The following is an 18,079-nucleotide window of genomic DNA, read 5'->3' on the forward strand; positions in this document are numbered from 1 at the left end:
TTACTACTTAGGAGGAATTACAGTATGATAGAAGCTTCTGCACCTGGTAAGTTATATATTGCGGGCGAATACGCCGTTGTTGAACCAGGTCATCCAGCTATATTAGTAGCTGTTGATCAATTTATTACCGTATCACTTGAAAAATCTGAACACGTAGGAAGCATTACGTCTTTTCAATATGGAAATCTTCCTGTACTATGGAAACGCGAAAATGATCGTTTAGTGCTTGATAAACGTGAGAACCCTTTTCACTACATTTTAGCAGCTATTCGTTTAACAGAAGAATACGCGAAAGAACAAGGAAAAGAATTGTCTTTCTATCATTTAACTGTCAATAGTGAATTGGACAGCTCACAAGGTAAAAAATATGGGTTAGGCTCAAGCGCCGCTGTGACGGTCGCTACAGTTCAGGCTTTATGCCGTTTTTATGGCATCACAGATAACAAAAATGTTGTATTTAAATTAGCCGCTTTAGCTCATTTATCTGTTAAAAGCAACGGTTCATGTGGTGATGTAGCAGCAAGTGTTTATGGTGGTTGGTTAGCATTTACAACATTCGATCGTGATTGGGTATCCGAACAACAGGAACAAAAAAACGTGAAAGAATTGATTGAAATGGAGTGGCCTCATTTATCGTTTACTCCATTGACTCCTCCAAAAGACTTACGCTTAGTTATTGGATGGACGGGTTCACCGGCATCAACGTCTCATTTAGTAGATGAAGTAACCACTAAACGAAGACAAGATGCAATGGCATATGAAACCTTTTTAGAAGAAAGCAGACGATGTGTCAACACAATGATTCAAGCTTTTCAAGAAGGAAATGTCGAAGAGATCCAACATCAAATAAGAAACAACCGCCAACTCTTGCTTAAAATGAGCCAAGATACTTCTGTGACAATTGAAACACCTGCTTTATCAAGATTATGCAAAATGGCAGAAGAATTTAATGGTGCTGCTAAATCCTCTGGAGCTGGCGGCGGAGATTGTGGCATCGTGATTTTCAATCGAAAAGAAGGTTTATTGTCACTGATTACAGATTGGGAAAAAGAAGGCATCACAAACCTTCCTTTACATGTTTACAAAAAAACGGATGCTTAGTTGTCCTTCTTTTTTGGATAAAAATTTTTGGAGGATCACACTATGAAACCAATGAATAACCGGAAAAATGAACATGTTTCTTTAGCAGAAAAATTTGCTAAAGACGTTAGAAAGTCTGATTTTGATTCTTTCCGTTTTGTCCATCATTCTTTTCCTGAAATGAGTGTCGCTGATGCTTCTCTTTCCACTTCATTTGCTACACTAGATATGGAATTTCCTTTTTACATTAATGCTATAACCGGTGGCAGCACTTGGACGAAAAAGGTCAATGAAAAATTAGCTTTAATTGCACGAGAAACGGGTATCGCTATGGCAACAGGTTCCATTAGCGCTGCTCTTAAGGATCCTACTGTTAAAGATAGTTTTACAATCGTTAGAGAAACAAACCCTACTGGTAAGATTTTTGCCAACTTAGGTACTGGACAAACGTTAGAGAATGCTAAAAAGGCAATCGATTTGATTCAAGCTGATGCCCTACAGATTCATGTGAACTCTCCTCAAGAGATTGTTATGCCTGAAGGAGATCGTGATTTTTCTAACTGGTTAACTGAATTAGAAAAAATTGCTCTAAACGTTTCTGTGCCTGTTATTGTTAAGGAAGTAGGCTTTGGTATGAGTCGTGAAACCATAAAGCAGTTGTCATCAATTGGGGTCAAAACGATTGACATCAGCGGTCAAGGTGGAACAAACTTTGCTCAAATCGAAAACTACCGTCGAGAAAGTGAAAAATTAGATTACTTAGAAGGTTGGGGCCAATCTACAGTTATTTCTTTATTAGAAGCGCAACCCTTTATAGACCAAGTTGAATTATTAGCTTCAGGTGGGATTCGTAATCCTTTAGATATTGTTAAATCCTTATCTCTAGGTGCCCGTGCGGTCGGTATCTCAGGCCTTTTCTTGCATATGGCTCTAAGAGAAGGAGTAGAAGCTACTGTTTTAGAAGTGAATGCTTGGAAAAACCAAATTGCCTCTATTATGACCCTGCTTGGAAAAAAATCAATCAGCGAATTGACTAATACTGATATCATCTTATTAGGCGAAGTTAAAGATTGGTGCGATCTTCGCCGTATTGACGCATCAAGCTTTGCAAATCGTTCTTCAATAAATTAATTTAACTACACAAAAAGAAGATGAGACAATCATAAAAATGACTGTTTCATCTTCTTTTTTCAATAGCGTTATTTAATCGTTGTTTTTCAACATGATCCACTTTTGTGTATCTTTAAAACCTAAATGCTGATACATTCGCCCTGCATCAGGATTAGAATAAAAAAGGCAAGCCGTTTTATTATTCCTGATACAGTCATTAACTAAAGCAGCCACTACAGCCGTTGCATATCCTTGTTTACGATAGCTTTCAATTGTTCCTACAGCAATGATCATCGCTGAGAGCTTCGTTTCAACTGCAATTCTTCCTGTTGAAACGATCTTACCTGTATCATCTTTGATAACTTGGATAGCATTTAAGTTACGCTCCAATTCATCAGCAACCTCTTCTGCTGATGGCAGGTTTTCCATCCCTGCTTCTCTTAAACAATTAAGATAAGAATCGATGTCTTCTTTAGATAAAGGCAAAACTTGTTGAAGAAGTGGACTTTCTATCTCCAACTCTTTGCATTCAGCTAAATACGATTCTTCTTTTTCATAATTCTCAAATTCTTCTTCATACTGAGCAATAGCATCCTCACTACCAGATATGTGTACGGGAGTTAAACTCTGGATCAAAGGTATAAAAGTGTCTATTCCTTCAAACTCTTTCCCATGAATAGGCATAACATTATTTTTGTAGCGGACCAGTACTCCACTGATTGTATCTTTACTATCAACATAAGCCCAAACATCTAAATTAAAATGATCAAAACCATATGTTTCAATGTCACCAATAGCAAATAAATTTATACTTGGTTCTTTATATAAAAAATTTAGTAACTCTTCTCGTTGTTTCTCATCGCACTTATAAATCAATCTAGTTCCTCCTCCCAATAACATCCTTATTCCCTTTTAGTATACGTTTTTTACAAAAAAAATGTATCATTATGCACTTCAATTTTAATAATTTTTTTGAGGAGTTAAACCAAATAGACCATTAAAGCAATGGCTGCAATACCAAGTACCATAGACCATAAAAGACTTTTCGTTTTATAAGCCACTATAAATACAAGAACGGATGGCAGAAGCTTTATATTAACGATTGGATTCACATTGAATTGACTTTCCCAGAAAAAAACATCTGAAAAAATCAACGCTGCAAATATTGATACCGGTACAAATGACATCCATTTAGATATTTTCTCTGGAACGGACCGATTGCTTAACACAAGCATAGGTAAGACACGAGGCAAATAAGTCACTAGAGCCATTCCAAAGATAAGCTGCACTTGTTGACTAGTCATATTCTAATCCTTCTTTCTGTTGATTTTTTTGTTTATTTGCTAAATACTCATCAGTAAAATAACCGATAAAAGAAGCTAGAATTGCAGCAATAACTAGCGCAATCGTATGTTGCAACCATACCGTGAAGACAACAGCTAGTACACCAGCTGCTAATCCTACAAAAACATATAACTTAGAGACAAATTGACTGACTAATAAACTAATAAACATAGCAATTAAAACATAATTTATAATGGTCGTATCAATTTTCCAAGCACTTCCGATCATTCCTCCAACAAGCGTACTTAATGACCAAGACAAATAAGCTAATATATTGATGGATAACGCTTTGTTAGCCGTCCATTCATGATTTTTAAATTGATTGTAATTAATAGCAAAGGATTCGTCCGCTAGAGTATGGCTGAAAAACAGTGTAAATAGTAAAGATGGTTTCTTAATAAACCCAGACATGCTTGAACTCATTAATAAGTGACGCAAATTTAAAAAGAACGTCATCGTTATAATAGCTGAAACTGAAGCTCCCATACTTACCATTGAAGCAGCCATAAACTGAGCAGCTCCCCCAAAGACAAGCAAACTCATTGCCAAAATAGTTGGGGCATTAAATCCTGCATCATATAAAACCATACCTCCAGCTAAACCTAATGGTACATAACTAATAATGACTGGATAACTAACTTTAAATCCATCCACCCAATCCTGTTTTTCCATTTTATTCCCTCCTAAACGAACGTGTAAAAATTAGTATATCATATCATTAAATTTTACATGGTTATTTTTGTAGTTAAACTACTACAAAATAATCATTTTTTCTTAAATTAGATTGTATCTCATCTTCACTTTTGATAATGTAAACTTATTGAAGGGCTTATGAAAGGAATGACTAATTATGTTAAGAAGATTGATCTTCAGTTCATTTTTTATTAGCATCATTTATTTTTTACTGTATTATTTTGTACCTGCACTTAAAAATGCTGTCTATAGTGGCGGATTTTGGGCTGTCTTACATGCTTTGATGGGTATCATTTTAATCATTGGTGTTTTTGGTATCATCCTTTTTACGCTTCACTATTTATTTTCAGATCCAAATAAAAATTAGCGCAAAAAGAGTGTTGAGAAAAAATCTCAACACTCTTTTTGTTCACTCAATAGGTTAGTCGATGATCACTTCATGAATAAGTGGAATCGGCGTAGCTGAATCCGCTATTGTGATTCCTTCCCAGATCTTTTGTTCTACTTCTGGTACTTCTTCTTGATTCGTGTGGATCGTTAATAATGCTTCGCCCTTTTTAACAGCGTCGCCTACTTTTTTATGCAAGACGATTCCAACAGCTAAATCAATTTCACTTTCTTTTGTAGCACGTCCAGCTCCTAACATCATAGCCGCAATTCCTAATTCATCTGCTATGATTTCAGAAATAAAGCCATCTTTATTTGCTAAAACATCTATTTGATAATCTGCTTTAGGTAATAATTCTGGATCATCAATAACGCTCGTATCTCCACCTTGAGAAGCGATAAACGTTTTGAACTTCTCTAATGCTTTTCCATTTTCAATAGATTCTTCTAACAAACTTCTTGCTTCATCTAAATCTTTTCCAATACCAGCTAAATGAACCATTTGGCTTCCTAAAGTTAAACACAAATCCATTAAATCAGCTGGTCCTTTACCATTTAATGTATCAATGGCTTCTTTAACTTCTAATGCATTTCCGATAGCAAAACCTAGTGGTTGGCTCATATCAGAAATAACAGCCATAGTATTACGTCCTACACGATTTCCGATTTGAACCATTGCATGAGCTAATTTTCTAGCATCTTCAGTTGTTTTCATGAAAGCTCCTGCTCCGGTTTTCACATCTAAAACAATTGCATCTGCTCCAGCAGCAATTTTTTTACTCATAATTGAACTTGCGATCAATGGAATTGAGTCAACTGTACCTGTCACATCTCTTAGAGCATATAATTTTTTATCTGCTGGTGTTAAGTTTCCTGATTGCCCAATAACGGCTACTTTATTTTCATTTACCAATTCAATAAATTTTTCTTGTGTCAATTCTACGTGGAAACCTGGAATAGATTCTAATTTATCAATCGTGCCACCAGTATGACCTAAGCCGCGTCCACTCATTTTAGCAATTGGAACACCTAGACTTGCCACTAAAGGTGCCAAAACAAGCGTTGTAGTATCGCCAACTCCTCCGGTTGAGTGTTTGTCTACTTTTATACCTTTGATAGCTGACAAATCAATTTCTTCACCAGAATGAACAATACTCATTGTCAAATCACTTTTTTCACGATCATCCATATCATTGAAATAAATTGCCATTAACATTGCACTCATTTGGTATTCTGGAATTTCCCCTACAGTATATTCTTTTATCATTGTTTGGATTTCTTCAGTTGTTAATGCTTTACCATGTTGTTTTTTTGTAATTAAATCGACCATTCTCATTTATCGTATACCCCTCTTTATCTAAGTTGATTCATTTATTTTATCACACCTACAGAAAAAACGTTTTCATAACTTGTTCATTCTAACAATTCTCTCATGTATGCCAAATCAATTAGCCATAGAAGATGCTTGATTTGAACTAAAAAAGAAAAGCATTATTTTCTTCTTTAGTTCAAATGGATTAACGAGCTTCTATAACTTCTAGTCCTGATTCACGCCCCACAATAATGGTGTTAACACGGTTCAAAAACAAGCCATGCTCCATAACCCCTGTTAGGCTATCTAACCAGCCAGCTAATGAATTAGGATCTTCTATCTTATCCATTTGTAAATCGATAATATAATGACCGCCGTCCGTTAAGTAAGTTTCTTCTTTATCATTTTTTCTCATAGTTGGATGGAATCCTTTTTCTTCAAAAATACGTACTAATTGTTGACTCCCATAAGGCATTACTTCTACCGGTAAAGGAAATGCGCCTAGCGTTTCAACCATTTTGCTTTCATCAACGATCCATATCACTTTATCAGAATAGTCCGCAACGATTTTTTCAAATAAAAGAGCTCCGCCGCCGCCTTTTATTCCTTGATAATGTGCATCAATTTCATCTGCACCGTCAATCGTTAGATCAACTTTTTTTACTTCATCAATAGTCTTTAAAGGAATGCCTAGTTTTTCAGCATGTTCTTTTGTACGAGTAGAAGTAGTTACTCCCGTAATAGATAATCCTTCTTTTACGCGTTTACCAAGAGCCTCTACCATATAATAAGCAGTCGATCCTGTGCCTAATCCAACGACCATACCTTCTTTTACATATTCTGCTGCCTTTTCTCCAACTAATTGTTTTAAGTTCACCTTTCCTACTCCCCTTTTTAACTGTTTTATTCTCCATAAGTATAGCATAATGCTTGGTTTATTGATCATAGACAACAAAAAAACTGGAATAGAATTACTATTCCAGTTTTACCAATGCGAAAAACAGCTGATTTGGACAAACTTCTATTAAATCGAGACCGTACGTATCTATCGGGGTCGTTCCGCATACCAGACTTTCGGAAAAAACGTAATTCTTGCAGGGATGAAACATCCCTTACAGAATTCCTTGTTTTTCTGTCAAGTCTAAGCGGTATGCTACACATCCTTTAGTTGAGCTGCACTTCCCAGACACTGGGCTATTTTCAAGATTTGACGCAATGCGCGGGATGCTCTTGCTTTCAATTCTTAAAAATCGCTGTGTGTCTGAACGGGAAGTTCCGCATCCTTTAGTTGAGCTGCGTGTCTCAGCTCCTAGGAAAAAAGATGAAATTTCCCTCGAGGCGTTAGCCTCTTGCGGGAATTCCCCTGTTTTTCTACGGAGCTAGACGAGACACTCCGCATCCTTATTTTCTATGCATTTTGAATTCTAGGAAGTAGTCATTGTAGATGCCAATGTATTGCGATCCTAGATCTTCGTATACTTCTAGATTTTTCATGGTTTCTTCGTTTGGATAAAATTGTTCATCTTCGGTTATTTCAGCTGGCAAGAGTTCCAATGCTGCTTTATTGGGTGTGGAATACCCAACATATTCTGCGTTTTGAGCTGCATTCTCTGGTTCTAACATAAAGTTGATAAACGCATAAGCTGCCTCAAAGTTTTTAGCTGTTTTAGGAATAACAAAGTTATCAAACCATAAGTTAGAGCCTTCGCTTGGAATAACGTAATGAAGATTTTCATTTTCCCATAACATTTCTGAAGCTTCGCCAGAAAACGTTACAGCAACTGATGCTTCTTCTTGAATCATATACATTTTGATTTCATCAGCAACAATAGCTTTTACATTAGGAGTCAAACTATCTAACTTTTTAGCTGCCGAAGCTAGTTGTTCGTTATCTTTTGAGTTTAATGAATACCCTTCGCTATTCAATGCCAAACCGATAACTTCACGAGCACCGTCAATCAGCATAAGTTCATTTGTTAAATTGGGATTCCATAGATCATCCCAATGTTGGATCGCATTTTCTTCTACAAATTTGTCATTGTAAATGATTCCCAAAGTACCCCAAAAATAAGGAATAGAATATTGGTTGTCTGGATCAAATGGCTGGTCTAAGAATTGAGTATTGATATTCTCAAGGCCTTTTATTTTTGAGTGATCCAATTCAATCACTAAATCTTCATCAATCATCCGTTCAATCATATATTCACTAGGAACGGCTAGATCATAATTCGTCCCGCCTTGTTCAATTTTGGTATACATCGCTTCATTAGAATCAAAAGTTTCATAAGTCACTCTATATCCCGTTTCATCTTCAAACTTAGTGATCAATTCTGGATCGATGTAATCTCCCCAGTTGTACAAATTCAAATTGTTTTCTCCTGTAATTCCCTGAGCCTTTTCCAGTTGATCAGCACCAAGATATAACCCTGCACAAACTATTAAAATGGCTAAGACCATTAAAACTAATTTTTTCATCGCATGCCCACCGCCTCAGCATGTTGTCGTTTTTTATTTTTTTGTTTTTTCGTCATATTGTGTTGTTGAATAAAGTAGTAACCAACAACTAGAATCAGAGCAAAAATAAACATTAAGGCACTTAAAGCATTGATTTCCAAGCTCACTCCTTGTCGAGCTCTTGAATAGATCTCTACAGCTAATGTTGAAAATCCATTTCCTGTTACAAAGAACGTTACTGCGAAATCATCTAGAGAGTAAGTAAATGCCATAAAATAGCCTGCTAAGATACCAGGAGTGATACTTGGCAAAATAACTTTTATTAGTACTTGCCATGTATTTGCACCTAAATCCCGTGCAGCTTTAATCATCGTATCATTCATTTCTTGTAATTTCGGCAATACCATCAAGACTACAATGGGAATACTGAAAGCTACATGTGACAATAACACAGACATAAAGCCTAACCTAAATCCAATAAAGGTAAATAAAATCAAAAAACTTGCTCCAATAATAACATCTGGTGAAACCAGCAAAATGTTATTAAAACCCAATAGTGTATTTCTTGTTTTTCTGGTTTTTAAGAAGTAAATCCCTATTGCCCCAAATGTACCAATGATAGTGGCTAGTAAAGAAGACAATAATGCAATTAAAAACGTATCTAAAACAATCCCAATCAGCCGTGAATCTTCAAATACAGCCTTATAATTATCCCAAGTAAAACCGGTAAAACTATTCATTGTTCCACCATCATTAAAGGAGAAAAAAATCAAATAAGCGATTGGCGCATATAAAACAATGAAGATAAAAATGAGATAAAGATTTGACCATTTAAACCTTTCTTTTTTCATTTACGAATTGCCCCTTTCTTTTTCTTTTCTCCTGTAAAGAGCATGATCAGAACCATAGCCACAATTAAAACGACTCCAATAGTTGAACCCATGCCCCAGTTTTGTGTAACGAGGAAGTGCTGTTCAATCGCTGTACCCAAAGTGATTACGCGGTTTCCTCCGATTAAACGCGTCAACATGAAGAGCGATAATGATGGAATAAAGACTGCTTGGACTCCGCTTTTCACGCCATTTAATGTCAAAGGAAAAATAACTCTTCTAAAGGTCTCAAAGTTATTGGCACCTAAATCTCGACTAGCTCGAATAAAAGAAGGATTCATTTCTTCAAGAGCATTAAAGATAGGCAAGATCATAAATGGAATCTCTATATAGGTCGCAACCGCTAGAAAGCTAAGATCTGTAAACAAAATTTGCTGTCTTCCTATCCCTATAAAAGAAAGAAAATCATTCACTGTTCCATTTGCACTAAAAATTCCAATAAAAGCATAGGCTTTTAATAATAAATTAATCCATGTTGGTAAAATAATCAGTAAGAGCCATAATTGTTTATGCTTTGTTTTACTCAATAAATAAGCTGTTGGGTAACTAATAAGCAAGGTAAATAAAGTAATCAAAAACGCATACCAAAATGAATTTAGTGTCATTCTTAAGTATGTACCGGATTGAAAATAAGCTTGGTAATTGCTTAAAGTAAATTGTCCTTCCACTGTGAAAAATGATTGATACACAATTAAAACTAAAGGAGCAACAACAAATAAGAGTAACCAAAAAGCATAGGGTATAAAATAAACCACTTTAGATTGTTTTGTCATTTTTCTCCTCCTAGTCTTCTTCGTAGCTTTCAAGACGTGCATCAAATTCTTGTTCCGTTTCATTGAATCGCATAACATGGATGTCTTCTGGTTCGAAGTACAATCCTACTTCATTTCCAACTACAGCTTTTTTAGTCGAATGGACCATCCATTCATTATTGTCGCGATCGTATCCAATAATTTCATAATGCACACCGCGGAATAATTGAGTATCCACTTTAACTGTTAATTTGCCTTTTTCTACTGTTGTTAATGCTAAATCTTCTGGTCGTAATACAATTTCGACTTTTTCATTTGCTTTCATTCCAGCATCTACACATTCAAATGTATGCCCAACAAAAGAAACTTCATAATCTTGAACCATCGTGCCTTTTACAATGTTGCTTTCACCAATAAAATCTGCCACATAGCGGTTGATTGGTTCATCATAAATGTCAACTGGTGTACCACTTTGAATGATCTCTCCGTTTTTCATCACAAAAATTTCATCACTCATGGCTAAAGCTTCTTCTTGATCATGCGTAACAAATACAAAAGTAATTCCTAAACGCTGTTGCAGTTCACGCAATTCATATTGCATTTCTGTTCTCAATTTCAAATCCAATGCAGATAAAGGTTCGTCTAATAATAAAACTTCTGGTTCATTTACTAAAGCACGTGCAATAGCAACTCGTTGACGTTGTCCACCAGACATTTCGCTGATAGCTCGATCCTCATAACCAGATAATTGAACCATTTTTAAAACATTTTCTACTTTATCTTTGATGGTTTTTTTATCTAATTTCTTGATTCTTAATCCAAAAGCTACATTTTCAAATACATTCATATGAGGAAATAGCGCATAATCTTGAAAAACAGTATTTACTTTACGTTTATTAGCAGGAACATCGTTTACTTTTTTTCCATCTAACATAATCGTTCCTTCTGACGTTTCAGTAAAGCCGGCAATTAAATTTAGAATCGTCGTTTTTCCACAACCTGAAGGACCTAGTAACGTATAAAATTTTCCCCGTTTAATCTCAAAATTGATATTTCTTAATACTGGTTCATCATCATCGTATTGTTTTTTTACATTTTCAAATGTAATAATCGCATTTTCTGTCATTTTGTTTGCTCCCTTATAGTAAAATTTATTTTTCTTTAGCTATACTATTTATCAATTTAATCAAAGATAAGAATCTGTAACAACTAATAGTACTAGACTGTCATTATTGTGATGATTAATGATCTGATGTTTTTGGGTAGCATGAAAGTAAATAGACTCCCCTTTTTTGGCAAAATAACGTTTCAAACCAATTTCTATGCAGACTTCGCCTTCTAATACATAGCCAAAAGTTTCCGATAAAGAAGGGCCAAATTCTTTAAATTGGCCTTTTTCACTTAGTTTTAAAAAGATCGGTTCCATTTCATTTTCATTCGATTCTGGTATGAGCCATTCAATCTTATACCCTTTTTCATCATCTTCAAATTCCGTCATTTCGTCTTTTGTGTAGACAACGCGCTGTTCTTCTTGCTTTTCATCAAAGAAATCTTTAGGACTACAGCCCAATACCTCTAGAATATCAAAAAACACTTCCATTGACGGAACACTTAAATCTCTTTCAACTTGAGAGATATATCCTTTACTTAAATTCGTACGTTCTGCTAATTCTTCTTGTGTTAAATTTTTTTGAATTCTTAAGTTCTTGATTTGATTTCCAATTTCCATACAATTTCTCCTTTTAGCAACTTGTTTACTGGAAGTAAACTAAGACTCACTAATGTTCACTTACGGTAAACTTAATGTTTACTAAGACCTTTTTTATTATAAATCCTTTTTTTCAAAATGCAACTAAAAAATCGTACCCAACTCAACCTAAATACGATTCTTTTCAACCAATTGATCTCCTTAGGTAATAGATCATTTTATATTTATTCGTGTAAGTTCAATTTCGATAGCAAATCTGAACTATTGTGCCTTTACTGAACATTCTTTGTCATCTTTTATTAACAAATCTACTCTATAGCATCTCTACTGACTATTCCTCGTTACCTTTTGTTAGCAAATCTACTCTAAAGAACCCCTATTGAACATTCCTCGGCACCTTCCGCTAGCAAATCTACTCTATAACTCCTCTATCGAACATTCTTAGCCTTTTTCAACTATTAAATCTACTCTGCAAAGTCTCTACACTATATTTCTAAAGCTTTAGTCCAAATTTTTAATGCATTACCTAAAAAAAACTCTAGAAGATTTCTCTTCTAGAGTTTCCAATTTATCTCTTCATCAACTATACTTCATTTTTTTCCTTAATTTGGCATGCTATCTTATCAGATGAACCTTATTGGTCTTCTCCGATGATACGGACTTCAGGAACAAGTTTTACGCCGTCCTTTTCTAAAATGACTTCTTGGATATGTTGGATCAATTCAATGTAATCTGTTGCTGTCGCGTGATCAATGTTTACGATAAACCCGGCATGCTTCATCGATACTTGAGCGCCACCCCATATCTTACCTTGTAAACCAGCTTCTTGAATAAGCTTTCCAGTAAAGTAACCTGTAGGACGTTTAAAAACACTTCCACATGAAGGGTATTCTAAAGGTTGTTTCGATTCTCTTAAGAAGGTCAATTTATCCATTCTTTCCTTTATCTCAACTGTGTGGCCTTTTTTCAATTGAAAAATAACTTCTAAAACGATATCTTGAATTTCTTGGATACGACTATGACGGTAACTAAATTCTAATTCATGATTATCCAATGTCTTAATTTCACCATCAAGAGTTAATACTGTAACAGATTCAATCACTTCACTCACTTCGCCGTCATATGCTCCAGCATTCATATAAACTGCTCCACCAATACTACCGGGGATTCCACATGCAAATTCCAATCCAGTAAGTTCAGCTTCATAAGCTGCATAAGAAGTATCGATCAAACGTGCCCCGCTTTGAACGATTATTTTTTTCTTATCAATTTTAATTTGTTTCATTTCCGTCAATATCATGACAACACCGCGTATCCCGCCATCTTTAACAATCAGGTTACTTGCATTGCCTAAAACCGTTAACGGCAGTGATTCTTTTTTTACCCAGCCTACAACATCTTTTACTTCTTCAGTTGTTTTAGGAAAGGCTACTACATCAGCTGGTCCGCCTGTTTTTGTGTACGTATATAGAGATAAAGGTTCATTTTCTTTTAGGATCAGTTTTGGAAAGTGCTGTTTAAATTCTTTAATAGACATAGTGTTTAATACCCTCTCGTATTAGTTGAGCCTGCTGCTCTACTTTTATAATAAAACTAACTAACTTTTGCTAAAGACAATTTTATCTTAATGCACTTAGTTTACCATGCACAGTTGTTTTTTTGTAGTTTGGATTAGTATTCCATTAAAAGATTTGGCGTTATTTTATTTGAAATGTGTTTCAAAAAAATAGGATTCGGAACGGTTGTCCAAATCCTATCTGGCTATTTTAATTGATTTCATTAGCACGTGTCTCAAAAAAGGCTAAGGTAGCGTTTCTTATTTTAATTTATTCAAATAATCGTAACGTTCAAATACTTCTGATTCTGCTATCCCTACCAAAACTGTTCCTTCTTCGATCCGGTAATCTGGGCTGAAAGAAACATCCATTCGTTTTTGATTAACTTTTCTGATTCCAATAATATTGATTTCATATCTTTGTCTTAAATCTAGTTCATCAAATGTTTTTCCGATCCAACGTACTGGAGGCTTGAATTCGATAACAGCGTAATCTTCATCTAAGTCTACAATATCAGTGATATGTCTTCTTAACACATTTTTTGCTACACGGGTTCCAGCCTCCTTTTCAGGGCGAATCACTTTTGTAGCGCCAATTTCGTAAAGAACTTCCATGAACGATTTATTTTTAGCTTTTGCAATAATTGAAGGTATACCTAATTTTTTGCAATTCATTATAGCTAAGACACTTGCTTCTAGGCTCGTACCTGTTGCCACAACGGCTACATCACAATTTTCTAAACCAATACTTCTTAAAAAATTTAAATCAGTGATATTTCCTTGTATCGCTTGTGTTACATGCGGTTCGACACGTTCAACATTATCTATACTTAAATCAATTGCAATAACCTCACAATCAAATTCATTTAATTCTTTAGCAATTGATGATCCAAAGACACCCAGTCCTAATACACCGATTGTTCTTACTGCCATTTTCAAGTTCTCCTATCCAATTAGAATTGTTGTCTTTGCATACAACTGATCTTTTGTTTTTTTACTTTTTCGACTTAAACTCAATAATATCGTAATCGGCCCAATTCTACCAATAAACATTAAAATCATTAATACAACTTGGCTAATATGTGATAACTCTGGTGTTAAATTCACGCTGACTCCTACTGTTGCTAATGCTGATACAGCTTCAAACAACAAGTACAAGAAAGGCTGGTCTTCAACTAACATCAACACACTTACACCAGCTATTAGAAATAGAGAAAATGTTGCAACAATAACAATTGCGCGTCGAATGATTTCTATTGGAATCGTATGATGAGAATAGTTAACATGTTTTTGACCTTTGATTTCACTGATAACCAACAATGCTACTAGTGCAAAAGTTGTGGTCTTGATACCACCCGCAGCTCCACCAGGGGATCCACCAATAAACATAGTACCGATAAAAAAGAATAACGAAAAAGGTTTAATTAGTTCATAATCAAGCGTGGCAAAACCGGCTGTTCTCATTGTGACTGTTTGGAAAAAGGAAGCCAATACTTTTTCTCCAAACGTGAAATTACCGATCGAATTAGGATTGTTCCACTCTACCACTAAGAAGACAAGCGTTCCAATGACAATCAACCCTAGGGTCATATTGATGGCTAAACGTGTATGAATTTTCAGCATACGATACGAACGTTTCCATCCGCTTTTGCATTTATTTTTTATAATAGATTGAATATTATGTGTAACATCAAACCAAACTGAAAAACCAATTCCACCTAAAATAATTAATGTAGTAATTACTAAGTTTATTAAAGGATCATGAACATATTCTTGCAAACTGTAAGCTCCTAAATTATCAAAACCTGCATTACAAAATGCTGAGACAGCTAAGAATAAAGACACAAAAAGGCCGCTAGCAAAACCAAATTCCGGCACAAATCTAAGCGCTAAAAGAAGCATTCCTGTTCCTTCTATAATGGCAGTATATTTAATAATAGATGCTAGATACGTTTTGAAATCTCCTAGTTCATCTCTGTTAAGAGCTTCTTTCACAGCAATAGTATCTGAAAAACGCATTTTCCTTCCTATTCTCATGATAAAGGTTGCAAGAATAGTCATTAACCCAATTCCACCTATTTGCATGAGCACAATACAGACTATTTGTCCAAACACCGTGAAAGATGTTGCTACGGGTAGTGTAAACAAACCCGTTACACATACCATGGATACTGCTGTAAATAAATTATCAAAGTAAGTTGTTTCTGAACTTTCAAGGTTGCTAATAGGAAGCGTCAATAAAAGCGACCCTATAAAGATAACTGTTGCAAAACTAATGACTATTTTAGCAGCTGGAGGTAATCTCCTAAGTCTTTTTAAAAACATTCGTTTTCTCCTCATTCTTTCTTAAATTCTGGCATACGAATGTATTATATTCTTTCTAAAATAAAAGTAAAGCAAATTCGATTTTTCAAAAAAAATAAGATTGGCTTCCGTCAATCTTACGCTTTTAATCATAATATTTTATTATACATAATCTTCTACAATCATTTGACATATGCGGTGGCTTTCAAGAGAAGATTCCATGCTCACAGGATTCTTTTGATTTTCAATACCTTCTATTGTGGCACGGATCAATGGAGCAAACCCTCTTTTTTCAAGCGTTTGATCCCAGTCACCAAAATTGATCACTTGTTTTTGTCCAGCCGTTTCAATTTCGTAATCTGTTAAATTGACCACTCGGTGAGTGCCAGTTGGAGATTGAACTTCTGCAGACTCGAAGTTGGCACCAGAGTTATAATTCATTGTCGCAATACATTCTGTGTGTTCCGTGGTAAGATGTAAAACACAAGTTTTCAACTCACCGTTTTCTTCTTTGATGCTGAAATTTGTTTGGATAACAGGTTCATCCAGTAAAAATAAAGCGGTATCAACTACATGGATAAACAAATCATAAATTGCATATTTTACACTACCTGAACTGTTAGGTTTTGTTTTTTGGACTAAGATCATACTTTTATTTGGAACTTCTTTCACTTTTTGGATCATCGGCGCAAATCTGCGATTAAATCCTGTAACAAGTAAAACGTTTTTTTCTTCGGCTAGATCCATCAATGCTTTTACTTCATCAATATTTTCACTGATTGGTTTATCAACATACACATGGATGCCTTTTTCGATACATTGTCTGATAAGAGCTTCATGAATATGCGTAGCTGTATGTATAAAAACTGCTTCGATTCCACTCATAAGTAAATCTTCAACAGAAGAGTATAAATTAGTGATACGATATTTTTTGCCGATTTTTGCTAACTTTTCTTGGTCACGTGTAAATAAATGCCATTCTATTTCTTTATCCATTGCCATCATAACTGGCAAATAAGCTTTTTGAGAAATATTTCCTAAACCAATAATTCCAATTTTCATTTTTTTACCCTTCTCTCTTTTTTCTTTTTCACTACATATCCTATCATATTTTGTACGAGATTACTCTTTTAAAAATGCTCTATAGTTTACTATTTTTTTATCTTTTGTACAATAAAGATAAGATGTTACTTATTTAGGAGGAACTAGCTAATGAAATTTATCTCATGGAATGTTAATGGGTTGCGTGCCATTGTAAAAAAAGGATTTATGGATATTTTTAATGAATTAGATGCTGATTTCTTTTGTCTGCAAGAAACCAAGCTCCAAGAAGGCCAGATTGATCTTGAACTTCCTGGCTATTATGACTATTGGAATTATGCTGAAAAAAAAGGCTATTCAGGAACAGCCATTTTTACCAAACATAAACCAACGGCTGTTTATTACGGAATCGGAAAACAAGAACACGATGATGAAGGACGAGTAATCACACTAGATTACCCTGATTATTATGTTGTTACTTGTTATACACCTAATTCTAAAAGCGAACTGAAACGTTTGGACTATAGAATGCGATGGGAAGATGCTTTTCTAAGTTATTTAAAAACACTGGATACTGAAAAACCTGTTATCCTTTGTGGCGATTTAAATGTGGCTCATCAAAATATCGATTTGAAAAATTGGAAAACAAACCAGCAAAGTGCCGGCTTTAGTAAAGAAGAACGCATGAAATTTTCCAATTTATTAGATAATGGATTTATCGACACATTCCGTTACTTCTACCCCGATGAAGAAGGTGCTTATACTTGGTGGAATTATCGTTTTAATGCACGTAAAAATAATGCTGGTTGGCGAATTGATTACTTTTGTGTATCTGAACGGTTAAAAGATCACTTACAAGACGCCAAAATTCTTAACGATATTCTAGGATCCGATCATTGCCCTGTAGAATTAACCTTGAAAGATAAGATTGACTAAATAAAATGAAGCAAAAATCGCTAGAACCTAGTCTGTTCTAATCATTAGTCTAAATTGCGTTCGCTATTCTGTTATTTTTTTGTTGCAAAATCATTGTAGAAACTATATACTAATTAAGATGAAATCGATAGTTTTTCATAAGGGAGTAACTGGCAGCGATAGCTGTGGCAACGTCACCAACAAGTAGATTCGCAACAATCTTCTGGTGTTGTCTTAAATAGTGAGACTTATGCACATTGTTCTCCATAAGGACAATCCTGCATAAGTCTCTTTTTTTATCGATTTTAACGACCATAAAAAGGAGGATATCAAACGAACAACACAAGCTTAGAGAATGATCAACCTCATTCCCAATCAGTACAAAACTTGTTTGGCGATAATGAATATGCTACTATTTTGGGCAACTGTGTTATAATTGGCATTATTTTTTTATTCTTATTAACGACCGATTCTACCCATACTAATCCATTACTTGATTAGTTGTTAGGAACCGGCTAAATTTTTTTTATGAAA

General features: G+C 34.9%; 18 protein-coding genes. 4 read left to right on the top strand and 14 right to left on the bottom strand.

Annotation, left to right across the window (positions count from 1 at the left end):
• Window positions 1–24: 24 nt before the first annotated feature.
• Together BR65_RS06085 and fni are read left to right on the top strand one after the other, a co-directional pair.
• The gene (locus BR65_RS06085; protein WP_034537316.1) at window positions 25–1,101 is read left to right on the top strand and encodes a phosphomevalonate kinase; all 1,077 of its coding nucleotides are present in this window, start codon (window positions 25–27) and stop codon (window positions 1,099–1,101) included.
• Between the two features lie 42 nt (window positions 1,102–1,143).
• Window positions 1,144–2,211: a type 2 isopentenyl-diphosphate Delta-isomerase gene (gene fni, locus BR65_RS06090; protein WP_051932674.1), complete on the top strand. Its 1,068-nt coding sequence runs from the start codon at window positions 1,144–1,146 to the stop codon at window positions 2,209–2,211.
• Window positions 2,212–2,283: 72 nt separating this feature from the next.
• Here the strand turns inward: fni and BR65_RS06095 are convergent, their stop codons facing one another.
• From BR65_RS06095 to BR65_RS06105, 3 genes are all read right to left on the bottom strand, one after another.
• Window positions 2,284–3,066 carry a GNAT family N-acetyltransferase gene (locus tag BR65_RS06095; RefSeq protein ID WP_034537319.1) on the bottom strand — a complete coding sequence of 261 codons (783 nt, stop codon included), beginning with the start codon at window positions 3,064–3,066 and terminating at the stop codon, window positions 2,284–2,286.
• A gap of 104 nt (window positions 3,067–3,170) precedes the next feature.
• Window positions 3,171–3,494, bottom strand: a complete 324-nt coding sequence (locus tag BR65_RS06100; protein ID WP_034537320.1) for an AzlD domain-containing protein — start codon at window positions 3,492–3,494, stop codon at window positions 3,171–3,173.
• Window positions 3,487–4,206, bottom strand: coding sequence for an AzlC family ABC transporter permease (locus tag BR65_RS06105; RefSeq protein WP_034537321.1), 720 nt, complete (start codon window positions 4,204–4,206; stop codon window positions 3,487–3,489). Before BR65_RS06105 ends, BR65_RS06100 begins: the two co-directional genes overlap by 8 nt.
• Window positions 4,207–4,384: 178 nt before the next feature.
• Here BR65_RS06105 and BR65_RS06110 point away from each other — a divergent pair, with 178 nt between their 5' ends.
• On the top strand, window positions 4,385–4,594 hold the full coding sequence (locus BR65_RS06110) for a hypothetical protein (RefSeq protein WP_034537322.1): 210 nt from the start codon (window positions 4,385–4,387) through the stop codon (window positions 4,592–4,594).
• A gap of 54 nt (window positions 4,595–4,648) precedes the next feature.
• Here the strand turns inward: BR65_RS06110 and BR65_RS06115 are convergent, their stop codons facing one another.
• From BR65_RS06115 to BR65_RS06165, 11 genes are all read right to left on the bottom strand, one after another.
• A complete protein-coding gene (locus tag BR65_RS06115; RefSeq protein WP_034537323.1) occupies window positions 4,649–5,950 on the bottom strand; it encodes a pyrimidine-nucleoside phosphorylase in 1,302 nt (433 codons plus the stop codon).
• 181 nt (window positions 5,951–6,131) lie between these two features.
• Window positions 6,132–6,803, bottom strand: coding sequence for a ribose-5-phosphate isomerase RpiA (gene rpiA, locus BR65_RS06120; RefSeq protein WP_023178832.1), 672 nt, complete (start codon window positions 6,801–6,803; stop codon window positions 6,132–6,134).
• A 524-nt stretch (window positions 6,804–7,327) separates the two neighbouring features.
• On the bottom strand, window positions 7,328–8,401 hold the full coding sequence (locus BR65_RS06125) for an ABC transporter substrate-binding protein (protein WP_034537324.1): 1,074 nt from the start codon (window positions 8,399–8,401) through the stop codon (window positions 7,328–7,330).
• Window positions 8,398–9,231: an ABC transporter permease gene (locus BR65_RS06130; protein ID WP_023178834.1), complete on the bottom strand. Its 834-nt coding sequence runs from the start codon at window positions 9,229–9,231 to the stop codon at window positions 8,398–8,400. The genes BR65_RS06125 and BR65_RS06130 overlap by 4 nt, the downstream gene beginning before the upstream one ends.
• On the bottom strand, window positions 9,228–10,043 hold the full coding sequence (locus tag BR65_RS06135) for an ABC transporter permease (protein ID WP_034537326.1): 816 nt from the start codon (window positions 10,041–10,043) through the stop codon (window positions 9,228–9,230). The genes BR65_RS06130 and BR65_RS06135 overlap by 4 nt, the downstream gene beginning before the upstream one ends.
• A gap of 10 nt (window positions 10,044–10,053) precedes the next feature.
• Window positions 10,054–11,148, bottom strand: a complete 1,095-nt coding sequence (locus BR65_RS06140) for an ABC transporter ATP-binding protein (RefSeq protein WP_023178836.1) — start codon at window positions 11,146–11,148, stop codon at window positions 10,054–10,056.
• 60 nt (window positions 11,149–11,208) lie between these two features.
• Complete coding sequence (locus BR65_RS06145; RefSeq protein ID WP_023178837.1) at window positions 11,209–11,751, bottom strand: helix-turn-helix domain-containing protein; 543 nt, start codon at window positions 11,749–11,751, stop codon at window positions 11,209–11,211.
• 613 nt (window positions 11,752–12,364) lie between these two features.
• Complete coding sequence (murB, locus tag BR65_RS06150; RefSeq protein ID WP_034537328.1) at window positions 12,365–13,267, bottom strand: UDP-N-acetylmuramate dehydrogenase; 903 nt, start codon at window positions 13,265–13,267, stop codon at window positions 12,365–12,367.
• A gap of 279 nt (window positions 13,268–13,546) precedes the next feature.
• Complete coding sequence (locus BR65_RS06155) at window positions 13,547–14,218, bottom strand: potassium channel family protein (RefSeq protein WP_034537329.1); 672 nt, start codon at window positions 14,216–14,218, stop codon at window positions 13,547–13,549.
• A gap of 12 nt (window positions 14,219–14,230) precedes the next feature.
• Window positions 14,231–15,610: a TrkH family potassium uptake protein gene (locus tag BR65_RS06160; protein WP_081901360.1), complete on the bottom strand. Its 1,380-nt coding sequence runs from the start codon at window positions 15,608–15,610 to the stop codon at window positions 14,231–14,233.
• A 141-nt stretch (window positions 15,611–15,751) separates the two neighbouring features.
• Window positions 15,752–16,651, bottom strand: coding sequence for a Gfo/Idh/MocA family protein (locus BR65_RS06165; protein ID WP_034537330.1), 900 nt, complete (start codon window positions 16,649–16,651; stop codon window positions 15,752–15,754).
• A gap of 150 nt (window positions 16,652–16,801) precedes the next feature.
• Here BR65_RS06165 and BR65_RS06170 point away from each other — a divergent pair, with 150 nt between their 5' ends.
• Window positions 16,802–17,566 (top strand): exodeoxyribonuclease III, encoded by a 765-nt coding sequence (locus tag BR65_RS06170; protein WP_023178846.1) that lies wholly within the window; start codon window positions 16,802–16,804, stop codon window positions 17,564–17,566.
• Window positions 17,567–18,079: the final 513 nt, after the last annotated feature.

The organism is Carnobacterium inhibens subsp. inhibens DSM 13024 (genome assembly GCF_000746825.1).
Lineage (GTDB): Bacteria > Bacillota > Bacilli > Lactobacillales > Carnobacteriaceae > Carnobacterium_B > Carnobacterium_B inhibens.

Excerpts from the sequence above, each read along its gene's own strand:
- BR65_RS06130 (WP_023178834.1), bottom strand. The coding sequence starts at position 9,231 with ATGAAAAAAGAAAGGTTTAAATGGTCAAATCTTTATCTCATTTTTATC.
- BR65_RS06145 (WP_023178837.1), bottom strand. The coding sequence starts at position 11,751 with ATGGAAATTGGAAATCAAATCAAGAACTTAAGAATTCAAAAAAATTTA.
- BR65_RS06105 (WP_034537321.1), bottom strand. The coding sequence starts at position 4,206 with ATGGAAAAACAGGATTGGGTGGATGGATTTAAAGTTAGTTATCCAGTC.
- BR65_RS06085 (WP_034537316.1), top strand. The coding sequence starts at position 25 with ATGATAGAAGCTTCTGCACCTGGTAAGTTATATATTGCGGGCGAATAC.
- BR65_RS06125 (WP_034537324.1), bottom strand. The coding sequence starts at position 8,401 with ATGAAAAAATTAGTTTTAATGGTCTTAGCCATTTTAATAGTTTGTGCA.
- BR65_RS06135 (WP_034537326.1), bottom strand. The coding sequence starts at position 10,043 with ATGACAAAACAATCTAAAGTGGTTTATTTTATACCCTATGCTTTTTGG.
- BR65_RS06170 (WP_023178846.1), top strand. The coding sequence starts at position 16,802 with ATGAAATTTATCTCATGGAATGTTAATGGGTTGCGTGCCATTGTAAAA.
- BR65_RS06140 (WP_023178836.1), bottom strand. The coding sequence starts at position 11,148 with ATGACAGAAAATGCGATTATTACATTTGAAAATGTAAAAAAACAATAC.
- BR65_RS06160 (WP_081901360.1), bottom strand. The coding sequence starts at position 15,610 with ATGTTTTTAAAAAGACTTAGGAGATTACCTCCAGCTGCTAAAATAGTC.
- murB (WP_034537328.1), bottom strand. The coding sequence starts at position 13,267 with ATGTCTATTAAAGAATTTAAACAGCACTTTCCAAAACTGATCCTAAAA.
- BR65_RS06110 (WP_034537322.1), top strand. The coding sequence starts at position 4,385 with ATGTTAAGAAGATTGATCTTCAGTTCATTTTTTATTAGCATCATTTAT.
- BR65_RS06100 (WP_034537320.1), bottom strand. The coding sequence starts at position 3,494 with ATGACTAGTCAACAAGTGCAGCTTATCTTTGGAATGGCTCTAGTGACT.
- BR65_RS06115 (WP_034537323.1), bottom strand. The coding sequence starts at position 5,950 with ATGAGAATGGTCGATTTAATTACAAAAAAACAACATGGTAAAGCATTA.
- fni (WP_051932674.1), top strand. The coding sequence starts at position 1,144 with ATGAAACCAATGAATAACCGGAAAAATGAACATGTTTCTTTAGCAGAA.
- BR65_RS06155 (WP_034537329.1), bottom strand. The coding sequence starts at position 14,218 with ATGGCAGTAAGAACAATCGGTGTATTAGGACTGGGTGTCTTTGGATCA.
- BR65_RS06165 (WP_034537330.1), bottom strand. The coding sequence starts at position 16,651 with ATGAAAATTGGAATTATTGGTTTAGGAAATATTTCTCAAAAAGCTTAT.